The sequence below is a fragment of the Saccharothrix sp. HUAS TT1 genome, from assembly GCF_040744945.1.
Classification (GTDB): domain Bacteria; phylum Actinomycetota; class Actinomycetes; order Mycobacteriales; family Pseudonocardiaceae; genus Actinosynnema.
The window spans coordinates 7653993-7669660 of record NZ_CP160453.1 but is presented as its reverse complement, the minus strand read 5'-3'; the positions used below and the strand labels follow the sequence as shown (position 1 = coordinate 7669660).

Below are 15668 nucleotides of genomic sequence, written 5' to 3'. Positions count from 1 at the left end.
ATGAGGCCGTGGCTCGGCGCGGAGGAGGCCGAGGCCGCCTCCGCCGCCGTGCTGGCCGGCCGGGTCGCGCAGGGGCCGGAGGTCGCCGCGTTCGAGGACGCCTTCGCCCGCCGGGTCGCCGCGCTGCACGCCGTCGCCACGTCCTCGTGCACGACCGCGCTGCACCTCGCGCTGCACCTGCTCGGCGTGCGGCCGGGCGACGAGGTCGTGGTGCCGTCGCTGTCGTTCATCGCCACCGCCAACGCGGTCCGCCAGTGCGGCGCGACGCCGGTGTTCGCCGACGTGGAGCCGGAGACCGGCAACCTGGCCGCGGCGACCGTCGAACCGGTGCTCACCGACCGGACCCGCGCGGTGGTCCCGGTGCACCAGGCCGGGGTGCCCGTCGACGTCGACCCGATCCGCGCGCTGTGCCGCCCGCTCGGCGTCGCGGTGGTGGAGGACGCCGCCTGCGCCGCCGGTTCCACCTACCGGGGCGTGCCGGTCGGCGCGGACGCCGAGGTGGCGGTGTGGTCGTTCCACCCGCGCAAGCCGATCACCACCGGCGAGGGCGGGATGCTCACCACGAACCGCGAGGAGTGGGCGGCGCGGGCCAGGCGGTTGCGCGAGCACGGCACGAGCGTCAGCGCGGCCGAGCGGCACAGCTGCGGCGGCTCGGTGGCCGAGAGCTACCTGGAGCCCGCGTTCAACTACCGGATGACCGACGTCCAGGCCGCCGTCGGCCTGGTCCAGCTGTCCAAACTGGACGCGATCGTGCGGCGGCGGCGCGAGCTGGCGGCCCGCTACCACGAGCTGCTGGCCGACGGGTGGGGCGCCGGCGTGCCGGGCTCGCGCGCGGTGCGCGACCCCGAGCACGGCACGACGAACTACCAGTCGTTCTGGGTGGTGCTGCCCGACGACGCGCCGGTGACGCGGGACGAGGTCCTGGTCCGGCTCGCCGAGCGAGGGGTGTCGGCGCGGCGCGGGATCATGGCCGCCCACCTCGAACCCGCCTACGCGGACCACCCGCGCGTCGACCTGCCGGTGACGGAGTCCTTCACCCGGCGGTCGCTGATCCTCCCGCTCTACCACGACATGACGACCGCGGAGCAGGACACCGTGGTCGACGAGCTGGGGGCGGCGCTGTGGGAGCTGCCGGCGTCGCTCTGAGTGATCAGCCGAGAACTGGTCACGTTGTGCTGTAACACCAGGTGCGGTTCCCCCGACCATCGGAGCAACAGGACTCCGCTGGGCGATGCAGTGCGCACCGGATCACCCGCAGTCACCACCGCTTTGCCCGAGAGGTGATAGACCCATGACCGCCGACCAGAAGCGGGCCAGACCCGTTCTCGCGGTAGCCCTGCTGCGCCTGGCGGTGGTGGTCGCCCTGGCGGCGTCCACCCTGACCGTCGTCGGTCTGCTGCGCGCCCCGGAGGCCACCGCCGCGCCGTGCGACGCCCCGGTGGTCAACAAGGTCGCCTGCGAGAACACCAAGCTGGGCACGCCCGACTGGCAGGTGGGCTACCGCGACGACAGCATCCTGGGCTACACCACCGACATCAGCGCCACCCCCGGCGGCCGGGTCGACTTCAAGATGCTGACCAGCGCGTCGTCCTACTACATCGACATCTACCGGCTCGGCTGGTACGGCGGCGTCGGCGCGCGCTTCCAGGAGCGGATCACCCGAAACACCGCGCAGAACCAGGACCCGTGCCTGCGCGGCACGGACGGCAGCGCGTTGATCGACTGCGGCAACTGGGCGGTGTCGCTGAGCTGGAACGTGCCGCAGACCGCTGTCTCGGGCCTCTACTACGCGCGCACGCACCGCAACGACACCGGCGCGGAGAACGAGATCGTCTTCGTCGTCCGCGACGACAGCAGCACCTCGAAGATCCTGTTCCAGACCTCCGACTCGACCTGGGTGGCCTACAACCGCTACGGCGGCAACAGCCTGTACTTCGGCGACGGCCCCGGTCAGGGCGGCCAGGCGTACAAGGTCAGCTACAACCGCCCATACACCGGCGGCGACGGCGACGACAACTTCATCTTCAACGCCGAGTACCCGATGCTGCGCTTCCTGGAGGCCAACGGGTACGACGTGAGCTACACCACGGACGCCGACTCGGCCCGGCGCGGCCACCTGATCAAGAACCACAAGGTGTTCATGGCCGTCGGCCACGACGAGTACTGGTCCGAGGAGCAGCGGGACAACGTCGAGGCCGCCCGGGACGCGGGCGTGCACATGGCGTTCCTCACCGGCAACGAGATCTTCTGGAAGCACCGGTGGGAGAAGAGCATCGACTCCTCCCAGACCGACTGGCGCACCATCGCCTGCTACAAGGAGACCAAGGGCACCCAGAACGACGGCCTGGCCGACTGGACCGGCACCTGGCGCGACCCCCGCTACCCCGACCAGGACGGCGGCAACCCGGAGAACGCGCTGCTGGGCAACATCTTCACGGTCAACGGGCGGCGCGACGACTCGCTCCAGGTCCCGGCCGCCTACGGCAGGATGCGGCTGTGGCGGCACACGTCGTTGCAGAACATGGCCGCGGGCTCGACCTACACCTTCCAGCCCGGCACGCTCGGCTACGAGTGGAACTCGGTCGAGGACAACGGCTTCCAGCCGGCGGGCGTGGCGCAGTTGTCCCGCACCACCGTGACCATGCCCGACGGCCCGTACGTGCTGCAGAACCACGGCGACCTCTACACCCCGGACACCAAGACCCACGCCATCACCTACTACCGGCACGCGAGCGGCGCGCTGGTGTTCGGCGCGGGCACGGTGCAGTGGGCCTGGGGGGTGGACGACGAGCACGCGTTCCTCACCAACACGCCGACCTCCGACGTGCGGATGAAGCAGGCCACGGTCAACTTCCTGGCCGACATGGGCGTGTCGGCGACCACGCTGCAGATCGGTCTGGTGCAGGCGACCGCGAGCACCGACGCCCAGCCGCCGACCGTCGCGTTCACCTCCGTGCCGCCGCTGTCCACGGTGGGCGCCGCCTACACGTTCTCCGGCACGGTGGCCGACGTCGGCGGCGGCCAGGTCGGCGGCGTCGAGGTGTCCACCGACGGCGGCAACCGCTGGCACCCCGCCGCGTGGCAGGCGGGCCAGGCGTCGTGGAGCTACACCTACACGCCGAGCCTGTCCGGCCCGGCGAGCCTGCGGGTGCGCGCCGTGGACGACTCGGTGAACCTGTCCACGCCCGTCGTGGCGACGCCCGGGGTGAACCCGCGCACCTGCCCGTGCGGCCTGTGGACCAACGCGGACACCCCCGACGTGCCCGACAGCGGTGACGCGTCGCCGCTGGAGCTCGGCGTGAAGTGGGTCGCGAACGGCGACGGCTACGTGCGCGGCGTCAAGTTCTACAAGGGCGCGGGCAACACCGGCACGCACACCGGCACGCTGTGGGACTCGGCCGGCAACCCGATGGCCACCGGCACGTTCACCAACGAGACGGCGGGCGGTTGGCAGACGCTGACGTTCCCGATGCCGGTGCAGGTGTCCGCGGGCACCACCTACGTCGCGTCGTACTTCGCGCCCAACGGCCACTACTCCTACGACCTGGAGTACTTCCTCCAGCAGCCCCGCTACCTCGAACCGCTCACCGGCCTGAAGAACGGCGCGAACGGGACGAACGGGCTGTTCCGGTTCGGCTCCACCGGCTTCCCGACCCAGTCCCACTGGGGCAGCAACTACTGGGTCGACGTGGTGTGGGCGCCGGACCCCGGCCCCGACCAGCGCGCGCCGCTCCAGGTGTCCACCACGCCGGTGGACGGCGAGGGCACGGTCGCGCTCACCCCCGCCGTCTCGGCCACCTACGACGAGGCCGTCGCGCCTGGCTCCGCCCAGTTCACCGTGACCGGGCCGACCGGCGCCGTGTCCGGCTCGCTGGCGCTGTCGAACGAGAACAGGACGGTCACCTTCACGCCGGGCCAGGCGCTCACCCCGAACACGGGGTACGCGGTGGCGCTGCGCGTCGCGGACGCGGCGGGCAACCAGACGCCGCAGTCGACGTGGTCGTTCACCACCGGCGCGAACCGGCCGGCGACGTGCCCGTGCACGGTCTGGGACGACTTCGCCCGACCGGCCGTGTACGCGGCGGGCGACACCACGCCGACCGAGGTCGGCACCAAGGTCCGCTTCAACGGCAAGGGCGAGGTGCTGGGCGTCCGGTTCTTCAAGGGACCGGGCAACACCGGCACGCACACCGGGTCGCTGTGGTCGTCCACCGGCCTGCTGCTGGCCACCGGCACGTTCACCAACGAGACCGCGAGCGGCTGGCAGAAGCTGACGTTCGCCTCGCCGGTCGTCGTGCAGGCGAACACCACCTACGTCGTGTCCTACCACGCGCCGAACGGCCGCTACGCCGTCACCGGCGGCTACTTCGCCGGGACGGGCAAGAACTACGCGGGCATCCGGGCGCTCGCCGACGGCGTCGACGGCGCCAACGGCGTGTACCGCTACGGCGCCGGGGGAGGGTTCCCCACCGCGTCGTACAACGCGACGAACTACTGGGTCGACGTCGTCTACCGCAACGGCCTCAACGGCGACACCACGCCGCCGACCATGACGAACCGCTCGCCCGCGCCGGACGCGACGAACGTCGTCGCCACCGCGCCGGTGACCGCGACGTTCAGCGAGCCGGTCGACCCGGCCAGCGCGCAGGTCTGGCTGACCGACCCGCGCGGCACGCAGCTGACCGGTTCGGTGTCGCTGTCCGGCGACCAGCGGACCGTCACCTGGACGCCGGCCGCCAAGCTCGTGCCGAACACCCGCTACACCGCGCACGTGCTGATCGCCGACGTCAACGGCAACCCGATGCCGGACCCGGTGGCGTGGTCGTTCACCACCGGCCCGGCGGTGATCTGCCCGTGCTCGCTGTTCAGCGCGGCGACCCTGCCGACCATCACCTCCAGCGACGACGTCGGCGCGTTCGAGCTGGGCGTGCGGTTCACCCCGACCGCGGGCGGGCGGATCACCGGCGTCAAGTTCTACAAGGGCGCGGGCAACACCGGCACGCACACCGGCACCCTGTGGTCGCCGAGCGGGCAGCAGCTGGCGACCGGCACGTTCACCGGCGAGACCGCGAGCGGTTGGCAGACGCTGACGTTCGCCGCGCCGGTCTTCGTGTCGGCGGGGCTGACCTACACCGCGTCGTACACGACGACCACCGGCCACTACGCGGTCGACTCCGGGTACTTCAGCGGCCACCCGGTGATCAGCGGGCCGTTGAGCGCGCCCGAGTCGGGCGACGGCGGCAACGGCGTCTTCCGGTCGGGCGCGGGCTACCCGACGAACTCCTACGCGGGCGGCAACTACTGGGTCGACGTCGTGTACCTGCCCAACGAGGACAACACCCCGCCGGCCGTCAACGGGCGCACCCCGCTCGACGGCGCCGGCGAGGTGTCCCGGACCTCGCCGCTGACCGCGGCGTTCGACGAGCCGGTCGACCTCAGCACGGCCCAGTTCACGCTCACCGACTCCGGCGGCGCGAAGGTCGTCGGGACGCTGGCGCTGTCGGCGAACCAGCAGCAGGTGACGTGGACACCGGCCGCGGCCCTGGGCGGCGGCATGACCTACACGGCGAGCCTGCGGGTGGCCGACGTCTACGGGAACCTGATGACCGCTCCGACGACGTGGTCGTTCACCACGACCACCGCCGGGAACTGCCCGTGCTCGCTGTTCAGCGCGGCGACCGTGCCGACGGTGGCGGCGTCCGACGACTCGGGCTCGTACGAGCTGGGCGTGCGGTTCGTGCCGTCGGTGAACGGGTCGGTGACCGGGGTCCGGTTCTACAAGGGCGCGGGCAACACGGGCACGCACACGGGCACCCTGTGGGACGCCTCCGGCAACCCGCTGGCCACCGGCACGTTCACCGGCGAGACCGCGACGGGCTGGCAGACCCTGACCTTCGCCAACCCGGTGCCGGTCACCGCCGGCACCTCCTACATCGCCTCCTACACCGCGCCGAACGGCCACTACTCGGTGGACACGGGCTACTTCACGGGCAACTCGGTGACCAGCCCACCGCTCAGCGCCCCGGCCACCGGCGAGGGCGTCGCCAACGGCGTCTACCGCTCGGGCCCGGGCTTCCCCGAATCCTCCTACGCCGGCAGCAACTACTGGGTCGACGTCACCTTCACCCCCTAACCCCACCCTCTTCGCCCCCACCCCCCAACCCCCACCCCCCACGGCGCCCCGTCCACCCCCCTGGACGGGGCGCCCCCTCATCCGAGAGTCCTACCTCCAGCCCGCGCGTGTCCTACGTTCACGACCACCGTGTCCTACGTTCGGAACACCCGAGTTCAACGCTCAGGACGAGCGACCTGCGGGTTTCAGGGACAGCGGGGTTTCAGGGACAGGGGGACTACGGGGACTGCCGGACTTGCCGGACTACGAAGGCTGAGCGGCCTTGCGGCGCTCGTCGTGGGCGATCCGCAGCAACGCCCCCGTCACGCCGATCATGATGAACACCAGCCCGGTGGCGACGCCGAACCCCAGCAGGTCGAACGTCGCCGACCCGATCCCGCTCGCCAGCACGCCCGCCAGCAGCGCGCTCGCCAGGCTCCGCACCTGCTCGTCCCGGCTGATCACCCGCACCCGGATCGCCGCGAACGCCGCCGCCAGGAACATCCCGATCAGCGCGAACAGCCCCAGGTACCCGTTCTCGATCAACGTCAGCAGGTACTGGTTGTCCAGGATGGTGTACTTCGTCGGCAGGTACGTGCCGAAACCGCGCCCCAGCAACGGGTTCAGGTCGATCTGCTCCGCCGCCGCCTCGTAGTCCGCCGTGCGCGCCTTCACGCTCGGGTCGTCCTCGATGTTGGCGAACATCCCGCGCAGCGTCCCGAACAGCCCCGGCACGACCAGGCTCGCCCCGAGGAAGAACCCGCCGCCGACCACCAGGGCGGTGATCCGCCGCTGCCGCGGCAGCGTGACGACCATGATCACCGCACCGACCGCCATGCCGATGATCGCCGTGCGCGACAACGACGTCAGCGCGCCCAGCGCCACCAGCGCCAGGCACGCCAGCCACCGGACGTGCGGCGTGCCGTCGTCCATCGCCTTGAACACGTAGTGCACGCCCAGCGGCACGGCCATCGCGCACACCAGGCCGAACTCGATCGGGTGGTTCGTGGTGCCGGTCGGCCGGCGGAAGATCGACCTGGCCTCCATCGCCGAGTACCCGTTGTCCTGCACGCGCAGCCCCGGCAGCGACACGTACGAGGCCAGGTCCACCCCCAGCCCGAACTGCACCAGGCCGACGAACGCCACCACCGCCGCGCACCCCAGCAGCAGCCGCAGCACGCCGTCCAGCCGCTCCTTGGTCCGCACGGCGTCGCAGACGAACACCGCCACCGCGATCACCGACGTGATCCGGATGATGCTGCTGTCCGCCACGGTCAGCTCGTCGGTGGGCAACCAGCGCCGGGTCGCCACGCCGTAGGTCGCCAGCTGCGACGCCAGGTACAGCGCCACGGCGGTGCGCACGACGTTGCGCCCCTTGCCCATGCCGACGTTGTCCACCATCTGCCCGGACACCCACAGCACGCCCAGCAGCAACGCCACCAGCAACGCGGGCGGCAGCGTCATCGGCACGAACGACAGCACCAGCCGGGCCGGGATGATCAGCAGCGCCAGCAGGAAGAAGCGCACCAGGGTGGCGCCGTCCGCGCGTCGGCGCACGGGCCGGTCCCGCACGGGCTGCTCGACCACGGTCAGGGTCTGTCCTCATTGGTCGGCCACGCCGGCCTGCCGGAGTTGCCGCGCGGGCCGGGCGCGGCGATCTTCACCGTCTGCTCGCTGGCCGTCGGCTGCGGGCGCCGGACCGGCGGGCCGGGTGGGCGGCGGGGCGCGCCGTTGACCGGCGGACCGGCCTGCGGAGGAGGGCCGGCGGGCTTGGCGACGGGGGCCGGCGGACCACCCTGAGGCGCCGGGGCCTGAGGAGCCGGGGCCGGAGCCGCCGGAGCCGGGGAAGCGGCGGCCTCGCCGTCACCCGCGCCCGAGCGCCCCTCACGCCGACGCCGCAGGTGGTTCAGGATGCTGTCGCCGCCGAACGTCGCCGCCGTCGTCAACAGCATCAGCAGCACGAACGCCGCGCCCGCGTACCGGACCTTCCCGCCGATCTGCGCCTCCGCCGCCGTCGGATTCACGATCACCTGCGAGGTGATGAACGTCGGCTCCGGCGCCTTCAGCTCGGTCTGCTGCTTGTCCAGCTCCTCGGTCGCGAACTCCATCACCTTGGTGACCATCTGCTCGGCGGCCTCCGGCGTGCTGCTGTCGGCGGTCACGAACAGGAACGGCCCGCTCATCCCGCCGCCCGCCGCGGTGAAGTTGTCCGTCGAGTCCTTGTCGATCCCCAGCGACTCCTTGCGGGTCTTCGGGTCGGCCAGGATCTGCGCCAGGATCTGCGCGGTGGTCGTCAGGCTGCCGTCGAACGCCAGCAGCGGGTTGACCTGGACCGCGTCCTCCGGCGACACCTTCTCCTTGAACGTCCCGCCCGCCGCGGGCGAGGTGAGCACCATGACCCCGGACGACTGGTAGCGCGTCGGGATGGACAGGAACACACCGGCGGCGACGGCGACCGCCGTGACCGCCGCGGGCAGGGCGATGTACCACCGCCTGCGCAGCGTTCGCACGGCGCCCCAGAAGTCCATCCGCTCCCCGATCCACGTTTACCCCGCGTGCGTGCGCGCAGGGTCTTGTTACTCTGAAATCGGCCGACTCGCGCCTAGTCGTTACAGGTGGTGATGGACTTGGGCTTCCGGCGCGTGGTGTTCGCCGTCGCGGCCATCGTACTGGTCGTCGGAGCCGCGGTGGTGTACGTGGCGTCGGTAGCGCGCGACCCATCACCCGTCCCGGTCGCTTCGGTCGACGGTGACCTGATGTTCGTGGAGCTGGCCGACGGCCGCGGCCGGGTCGAGCAGGTCCGGCTGGCCGATCCGGCGGCCCGCAGCGCGACCCCGCTGGAGTGCCAGCGGGTGTACCGGGCGGGCGGCACGACGGTGTGCCTGCGGCTGTCCGGCCCGGGTCCGACGTACGCCGCCGAGGTGTCCCGCGACGGCGCGGTGCTGAAGTCCGTGCCGCTGCCCGGCGTGCCGAGCCGGGCCAAGGTGTCGGCCTCCGGCCAGGTGGTCGGCTGGACGTCTTTCGTCACCGGCGACTCCTACTCGGTGCCCGGCGGGTTCTCCACCCGCACCGGCTTCCTGGACCTGCGCACCGGTGAAGCCGTGGAGTCCCTGGAGCACTTCACGGCGACCGTGGAGGGCCGGCCGCACACCGCGCAGGACGTGAACTACTGGGGCCTGACCGTGGCCGCCGACGACCGCACGTTCTACGCGACCCTGGCCTCGGGCGGGTACACCTGGCTGGTGAAGGGCGACCTGGTGGAGCGCCGGGTGGAGTCGCTGCGGCGCGACGCCGAGTGCCCGTCGCTCTCGCCGGACGGCACGAAGGTCGCCTACAAGAAGCGCATCGGCCGGCTGGGCCCGTGGGAGCTGGCCGTGCTGGACCTGGCGACCGGCGAGGAGCGCAGGCTGCCCGGCACGGCCGGCGTCGACGACCAGGCCACCTGGTTGGACGACGACCGGCTCGCGTTCGCCGCCGTGCCGAAGGACGCCCAGCTCGCGTCGATCCACGTGGTGCCCGCCGACGGTTCGGCCGCCGCTGCGCTCCTCATCCCCGACGCGTCCTCGCCGTCGCCCGTCTGAGCCGTTCAGACCGACAGCTCCCGCCTGAGCACCTTCTCCAGCTCGTGCCCGGCCGCGTCCCACGACCGGCCCGACACGCTGGCCGACCCGGCCCGGGCGACCGCGCCGAAGTCCGGCAGCGTCACCACGTCGGACAGCGCGCGGGCCAGGTCGTGCGGCGTCGCCGGGGCGTACCGGACGTGGTCGTTGTCCAGCACGACCCGGTTGTGCTCGGCGTCGTTGACGACCGGCACGCAGCCCGCGGCCAGCATCTCGTGCGGCACGAGCGAGACGTTCGTCATCGACAGCGTCAGGCCCGCGAAGCACCGGTTGTAGATCTCGTTCAGCCGGTCGGGGGTCACCAGTCCGTGGTCGACGTGCCGGGGACCGATCCTGCCGATCTTCTCGCCGTACGTGTGGATCACGACGTCGGGGTGCTTCTCGGCGAACACCTCCAGCGCCAGCAGCCCGACCTCGATCGCCCGCCGGGGCGCCAGCCGGCGCGCGTAGAACACGACGCCGTCGCGCCGCGCGCCCTCGCGCAGGTGGTAGCGGTCGGTGTCGCAGCCGAAGTCGAAGGAGTCGGCCGGCATGCCCGTGTCGGTCCGCAGCTTGTCGGCCAGGAACCGGCCGGCGGTGAAGCCGTGGAACCCCATCCGGTAGGTGTTCTCGGCCAGCGCGGACAGCCCGCCGACCGGGAAGAACCACGGCTCGTAGTCCTGCACGAGGTAGAACCGCCTGCCGGCGCACGGGTCGTTGAACGCCGGGTAGGCCGTCATCCACGCGGTGGCGAACACGGCGTGCGCGTCGGCCATGCCCTCGGTGACGTCGTGCACCGTGCCGCGGAAGCCGGGGTACGCCGCGCGGATCGCCTGCTCGTGGTCGGCCGCGCGGCTGCCGTACACGTCGTACAGGTACAGCCGGCAGGTGTGGCCGACCGACTGCAGGTGCTCGATCAGCCGGAACATCGTGGTGTGCCCGCCGGAGCCGGGCGCGGGCGGCGTGCTGACCCAGTTCACGGTGAGCCGCCCGTCGGCGGGCACGGGCGGCACGACGACCGGTCGCCGGACGCCGATGTCCGCCGCGCGCACGTCCGCCAGCCGCACCGGGAACACCTCGGCGTCCGCGCCGAACCGCCGCGCGGCCCGGCCGAGCGCACGGGCCGCGAGCCGGCTCACGCCCTCCTCGCGCACGATGCGCGAAACCTGGTGCGTCCGCCGCCGCACCTGCTGGACGACCTTCACGCGCTACCCCTTCGACGCAGCAGCCCCAGCACCTCGTGGCGCAGGGGGAACACCACGGCCGCGTACGCCAGCGACGCCAGCGCACCGCCCACCAGCAACCGCAGCAGGGCGCCGTCGACCAGCCACTGCACGGCCGACGCCACCAGGACCATCACGAGCCCGCCGAGCACCGGTCGCGCGACCGCGGCGCCCAGCGCCCGCGCGCGCAGCCCGTAGGGCCGGAACGCGATCAGGTACGCGGGCACGATCACCACGAGCACGACCACGCTCTGCGCCAGCGCGACACCCCGGATGCCGTCCAGGTGCGCGCCCAGCGCCAGCAGCGGGACCAGCGCGACCAACCACACCAGGTGGATGACCAGGATCGCCCGCGACCGACCGGCGCTGGCCAGGTAGTCGTAGCCCAGCTCCAGGGCCACCCGCAGCGCGCCCAGCAGCACCAGCAGGGCCAACGCCTGCGCGGCGGGCGCCCACCGCTCGCCGTAGACCGTGCGCACCAGCGGGTCGGCCAGCGCCGCCAGCAGCACGCACGCGGGCACGGTCACCAGCGCGAGCAGCCGCAGTGCCCGCGCGAACGTCCGCGAGAACAGCTCCGGATCGTCCCTGACCTGCGAGAACGCCGCCAGCGACACGCTGCGCACCGGCTGCGAGAACGCGCCGACCGGCCAGTTCGCCAGGTTGAACGCGAGCAGGTAGAAGCCGAGCGGCACGGTGCCCAGCACGCTGCCGACGATGATGTAGTCGACGTTGAGCACCCCGAACACCAGCAGGCTCGCGCCCGCCAGCGGCAGCCCGAACGCCAGCAGCCCCCGTGCCTGCGCCGGGTCGAAGCCGGGCCGGTAGCGCTGCTCGGTGTAGGCGAACATCACCACAGCGGCGACCACGTTGGTGGCGATCCGCGACCACGCCAGGCTCCACGCGCCGAAGCCGAGCAGCGCGAGCACCACCACGACGGCCGTGCCGACGACGAACGCCGACGTGTCCGCGACGAACTTGTGGTCCTGCCGGAACTCGCGCTGCAACAACGCGCCAGGCACCGCCGACGCGCCCGCGACGACCAGGGACAACGACATCAGCTGGATCACGCCGGTCGCCTGCGGCGTGTCCATCGCCTCGGCGAACCACGGCGCGCCGACCACGCAGACGACGGTCAGCAGGACGCCGGACGCGATCGACAGCGTCGTCACGGTCGGCGCCAGCTCGGCGACCGGCCGGTCGGTGCGCACCAGGGCGACGCTGACGCCCATCTCGCTGACGCTCAGGACGATGTTGAGCACCACCAGCGCGACCGCGAACACGCCGAACTGCTCGGGCGCGATGAGCCGGGCGAGCAGCACGCCCACGCCCACCTGGCTCAGCCGCTGCACCAGGCTGTTGACCGCGCTCCAGCGGATCGCCGAGGTGACCTTGCGCTCCAGCCCCGGCCGCGCCCCGGAGCCGGGCTCCACGTCGGCGGTCACTGGCCCCGCCACTTCCAGACCTGCTTGCCGACCAGGCCGGCGCCGCGCTTGGCCAGGTGGCTGCCGACGAACACCTGCGTCCGGCTGCACAGCCGCGCGCCCAGCGCCCGCCGCCGCCGCAGCGCCCGGTACTCGGGCAGCCGCTCGGTGGCGGGGAACACCTCCCGGGCGAAGGCCACCAGCTCGTCCACCGGGATCTCGGCCAGCTGGTCGCGGTCGTAGGCGCGCACCGCCCGCCACAGCGCGTCCTTGGCGATCGACCGGTTGGCCAGCGCCCGCAGCCGCGGCGGCAGGTCGGGGTGCTCGGCGAAGAACCGGTCGAACACCGCCTGCCGCTGCTCCAGGTCGGCGAACAGCGACGAGAACCGGGTCCGCATCATGCTCTGCTGGTGCACCCGGTAGTACGCGGCGGGCTTGCCGCGCACGTAGCCGATGTCGGACACCGCGGCGATCCGCATCCACATCTCCAGGTCGCCCGCGTGCGGCAGGTCCGGCCGGTAGCCGCCCACCCGCTGCTGCACGGACGTGCGCACCACGGCCTCGGGCGAGGACAGCACGTTCTGCCCGGTCCGGCAGCGCGCCTCGATCCAGTCCACACCGGACCACACGGTGTGCCCGGCCGGCGGTGCGACCACCGACGGCAGGTCGTCGTGGTCGGTGTAATAAACGACACGTCCGTAGACCATGCCGACGTCCGGGTTCGCCTCGAAGACCTCGGCGGCACGGGCCAGCGAGCCCGGCGCCAGCAGGTCGTCGGCGGACAGCAGCACGGTGTAGTCGGCCTTGGCCCACTCCAGCAGGCCCTCGTTGTAGGTGGCGATGTGCCCCTGGTTGACCTCGTGCCTGCGGCCCTCGACCCTCGGGTCCCGGGTCAGCTCGGCGACCACCTCGGGCGTCTCGTCGCTCGACGTGTCGTCGATGATCAGCACCCGCACGTCCACGCCGGGTTGGTCGAGCACGCTCTTGACGCACGCGCGCAGGAACCGTGCGTAGTTGTAGCAGGGGATGACGACGTCGACCGTCGGTAGCGGCGGGGGCTCTGTCACGAACTACTCATCGTGTCCGGCGGCCGATCGTTAACGGCGCGGCCCGGATCCCGATGTACGGGACATACGGGAAGGGGTTCCATGGACCACGTCGTGCTGACGCGATTCAACCTGCCGTCCGTCGGCGCGGAGAGCGTCGTGCGGGCGCGGGAGGGGTGGTTGACCGAACGCGTCGCGCTGTTCGAGCGGTACTGCCTGCCCTCGGTGGCGGCGCAGACCTCGGCGAACTTCCGGTGGCTCATCTACTTCGACCCGGAGAGCCCGCAGTGGCTCAAGGACCGCATCGAGGCGCACGGCGACGCCTACACGCCGGTCTTCCGCACCCAGGTCAGCCGCGAGGAGCTGGTCGAGGACATCGGCGCCCTCTTCCCGGTCCGGGGCGAGGCGCTGATCACCACCAACCTCGACAACGACGACGGCCTGGCGGCGGACTTCGTCGCGCGGCTGCAGGCCGACCGCCCGACCGGCCGCCGGACCGCCCTCTACCTGGCGAACGGCCTGGTCAAGAGCCCGACGGGGCTGTTCTTCCACCACGACCGGGACAACGCGTTCGCCTCGATGCGGGAGAGCTGGGACGCGCCGGTGACGTGCTGGGCCGACTGGCACAACCGGCTGCACCGGCACGCCGAGGTGGTGTCGCTGGGCGGCCCGCCCGCCTGGTTGCAGGTCGTGCACGGCGGGAACGTGAGCAACCGCACGCGCGGCAGGCTGGTCGCGCCCGCGCCCTACCGGCCGCTGTTCGGCGCGGCGCTGGACGACGTGCCCCAGCCCGCCGGCGGGGTGCTCGCCCGTGACCGGTTCGTGGGACATCCCTTGCGGTCGGCCCGGGACGGGGCCAGATACTTGGCCAAGACGACGGCGCTGCGGCTGCTCGGGCCGGGTGGCTTCGAGAAGGCGAAGCAGGTGCTGGCCGCGCGCGGGCGCGTCCGGACGCCCAGGTGAACAGGAGCGCGACCATGGCGCGTGCCGGTGCGTTGCTGGCGGTCCTCGCCCTGACGGCCTGCACGGCCGGGGCGGTGCCGCAGTCGGGGTCGGCGCCCGCGGCCGTCGTCGTGCCGTCGGTCGACTACTACAAGAAGTGGGCGAACGGCCCCAACCCCACCGGCGACCCGGCCGTGTTCCCGATCAACGTCTGGATGCAGGACCCGTCCGGGGTGGAGAACGGCGAGAAGCTGGGCCTGGCCTACCCGAAGATCGGCATCGACTTCGGGATCGGGCTCTGGGAGGACGAGTGGTGGTACCTCCGCCAGGAGGGCCTGCACGAGACCGACTGGCGGGTCTACGTGGACGGCACTCGCGTTGACACGGTGTTGGAGGACGTCCAGCACGCCCGCAACTACGTCGGCTACCTGATCGCCGACGAGCCGGACATGAACAAGGTCTACGGCGACGTGTTCAACCCGGACATGCAGCCCTCGGCGATCCTCAAGGCGTCCGACGCGGTGCGCGCCAAGGACCCGACGCGGCCGACGTACCTGAACTTCAGCCCGTGGATGGGCACGCCGACCGGCGAGATCGGTTACGGCTACGTCGAGAAGTCCTACGAAGAGGACATGCGGACGTACTGCTCGGCGGCGGACATCGCGTCGGCCGACTACTACGGCTGGACGCACCCGGACCGGGGTGACACGGTCGGCGCGTACAGCTACGGGCAGGTCATCGACACCATGCGCAAGTGGTGCGGCCCGGACAAGCCGCTGTACGGGTTCGTGGAGACCGGGCACCCGCACACGCACGGCGAGATCATCGACGCCGACCAGCTGGAGTCGGCCGTCTGGAACACCGTCCTGCACGGCGCGACCGGCATCAACTACTTCGCGCACAGCTTCTACACCGAGGGGCGCGGCGAGTACTCCAGCGTGCTGACCAGGCCGGAGATCACCGCCAGGGTCGTCGCCGTCAACGCCAGGCTGAAGTCGCTGGCGACGGTGCTGAACGCGCCGAACGCGCCGGGCGTGACGGCGCGCAGCGACAACGGCATCCCGGTCGCGGTGCTGCACAAGGCCATGCCGGACGCCCGCTGGGTGCTGGCGCAGACCGACGGCACCAAGCAGCACCCGCGCAGCCTGGCCGCGAAGGTCGAGATCACCGTGCCGGTGGCCTCGGGCACGGCGGTCGTGGTGGACGAGGACCGGACCGTGCCGATCGTGGACGGGAAGATCGTGGACGACTTCGGGCCCTACGGGGTGCACGTCTACCGCTTCTGAGCGGCCCGCGGGCTAACGGCCGGCCCGCGCGGCGCGATG

At 72.1% G+C, this 15668-nt stretch carries 10 protein-coding genes; 5 read left to right on the top strand and 5 right to left on the bottom strand.

All coding sequences use genetic code 11. The annotated features are described in order from the left end of the window. Nucleotides 1-1146 (top strand): DegT/DnrJ/EryC1/StrS family aminotransferase, encoded by a 1146-nt coding sequence (locus tag AB0F89_RS33565; protein ID WP_367129890.1) that lies wholly within the window; start codon nt 1-3, stop codon nt 1144-1146. Between the two features lie 145 nt (nt 1147-1291). Further along, complete coding sequence (locus AB0F89_RS33560) at nt 1292-6133, top strand: DUF4082 domain-containing protein (RefSeq protein ID WP_367129888.1); 4842 nt, start codon at nt 1292-1294, stop codon at nt 6131-6133. 243 nt (nt 6134-6376) lie between these two features. On the opposite strand, the gene AB0F89_RS33555 is transcribed toward AB0F89_RS33560, so the two are convergent. Both AB0F89_RS33555 and AB0F89_RS33550 read right to left on the bottom strand, forming a co-directional pair. Beyond that, entirely contained in the window at nt 6377-7699 is a 1323-nt protein-coding gene (locus AB0F89_RS33555; protein ID WP_367129886.1) for an O-antigen ligase family protein, read from the bottom strand. A 2-nt stretch (nt 7700-7701) separates the two neighbouring features. Then, nucleotides 7702-8640 (bottom strand): hypothetical protein, encoded by a 939-nt coding sequence (locus tag AB0F89_RS33550; protein ID WP_367129884.1) that lies wholly within the window; start codon nt 8638-8640, stop codon nt 7702-7704. A 93-nt stretch (nt 8641-8733) separates the two neighbouring features. Between AB0F89_RS33550 and AB0F89_RS33545 the strand changes: the two genes are divergently transcribed. After that, nucleotides 8734-9693 (top strand): TolB family protein, encoded by a 960-nt coding sequence (locus AB0F89_RS33545; protein WP_367129882.1) that lies wholly within the window; start codon nt 8734-8736, stop codon nt 9691-9693. A 5-nt stretch (nt 9694-9698) separates the two neighbouring features. Here AB0F89_RS33545 and AB0F89_RS33540 read toward each other — a convergent pair whose 3' ends face one another. The 3 genes from AB0F89_RS33540 to AB0F89_RS33530 are packed head-to-tail and all read right to left on the bottom strand — an operon-like array spanning nt 9699 to nt 13422. After that, nucleotides 9699-10916, bottom strand: a complete 1218-nt coding sequence (locus tag AB0F89_RS33540) for a glycosyltransferase family 1 protein (RefSeq protein WP_367129880.1) — start codon at nt 10914-10916, stop codon at nt 9699-9701. Next, nucleotides 10913-12388, bottom strand: coding sequence for a lipopolysaccharide biosynthesis protein (locus tag AB0F89_RS33535; protein ID WP_367129879.1), 1476 nt, complete (start codon nt 12386-12388; stop codon nt 10913-10915). Before AB0F89_RS33535 ends, AB0F89_RS33540 begins: the two co-directional genes overlap by 4 nt. Next, nucleotides 12373-13422 carry a glycosyltransferase gene (locus AB0F89_RS33530; protein ID WP_367129877.1) on the bottom strand — a complete coding sequence of 350 codons (1050 nt, stop codon included), beginning with the start codon at nt 13420-13422 and terminating at the stop codon, nt 12373-12375. Before AB0F89_RS33530 ends, AB0F89_RS33535 begins: the two co-directional genes overlap by 16 nt. 93 nt (nt 13423-13515) lie before the next feature. Here AB0F89_RS33530 and AB0F89_RS33525 point away from each other — a divergent pair, with 93 nt between their 5' ends. Together AB0F89_RS33525 and AB0F89_RS33520 are read left to right on the top strand one after the other, a co-directional pair. Further along, on the top strand, nt 13516-14364 hold the full coding sequence (locus AB0F89_RS33525; RefSeq protein WP_367129875.1) for a glycosyltransferase: 849 nt from the start codon (nt 13516-13518) through the stop codon (nt 14362-14364). A gap of 14 nt (nt 14365-14378) precedes the next feature. Continuing rightward, nucleotides 14379-15629: a hypothetical protein gene (locus tag AB0F89_RS33520; RefSeq protein ID WP_367129873.1), complete on the top strand. Its 1251-nt coding sequence runs from the start codon at nt 14379-14381 to the stop codon at nt 15627-15629. Nucleotides 15630-15668 lie beyond the last annotated feature (39 nt).

What these genes read in the sequence shown, in the direction of transcription:
- AB0F89_RS33565 (WP_367129890.1), top strand. Translation starts at nt 1, where the DNA reads ATGAGGCCGTGGCTCGGCGCGGAGGAGGCCGAGGCCGCCTCCGCCGCC.
- AB0F89_RS33560 (WP_367129888.1), top strand. Translation starts at nt 1,292, where the DNA reads ATGACCGCCGACCAGAAGCGGGCCAGACCCGTTCTCGCGGTAGCCCTG.
- AB0F89_RS33550 (WP_367129884.1), bottom strand. Translation starts at nt 8,640, where the DNA reads ATGGACTTCTGGGGCGCCGTGCGAACGCTGCGCAGGCGGTGGTACATC.
- AB0F89_RS33545 (WP_367129882.1), top strand. Translation starts at nt 8,734, where the DNA reads ATGGACTTGGGCTTCCGGCGCGTGGTGTTCGCCGTCGCGGCCATCGTA.
- AB0F89_RS33520 (WP_367129873.1), top strand. Translation starts at nt 14,379, where the DNA reads ATGGCGCGTGCCGGTGCGTTGCTGGCGGTCCTCGCCCTGACGGCCTGC.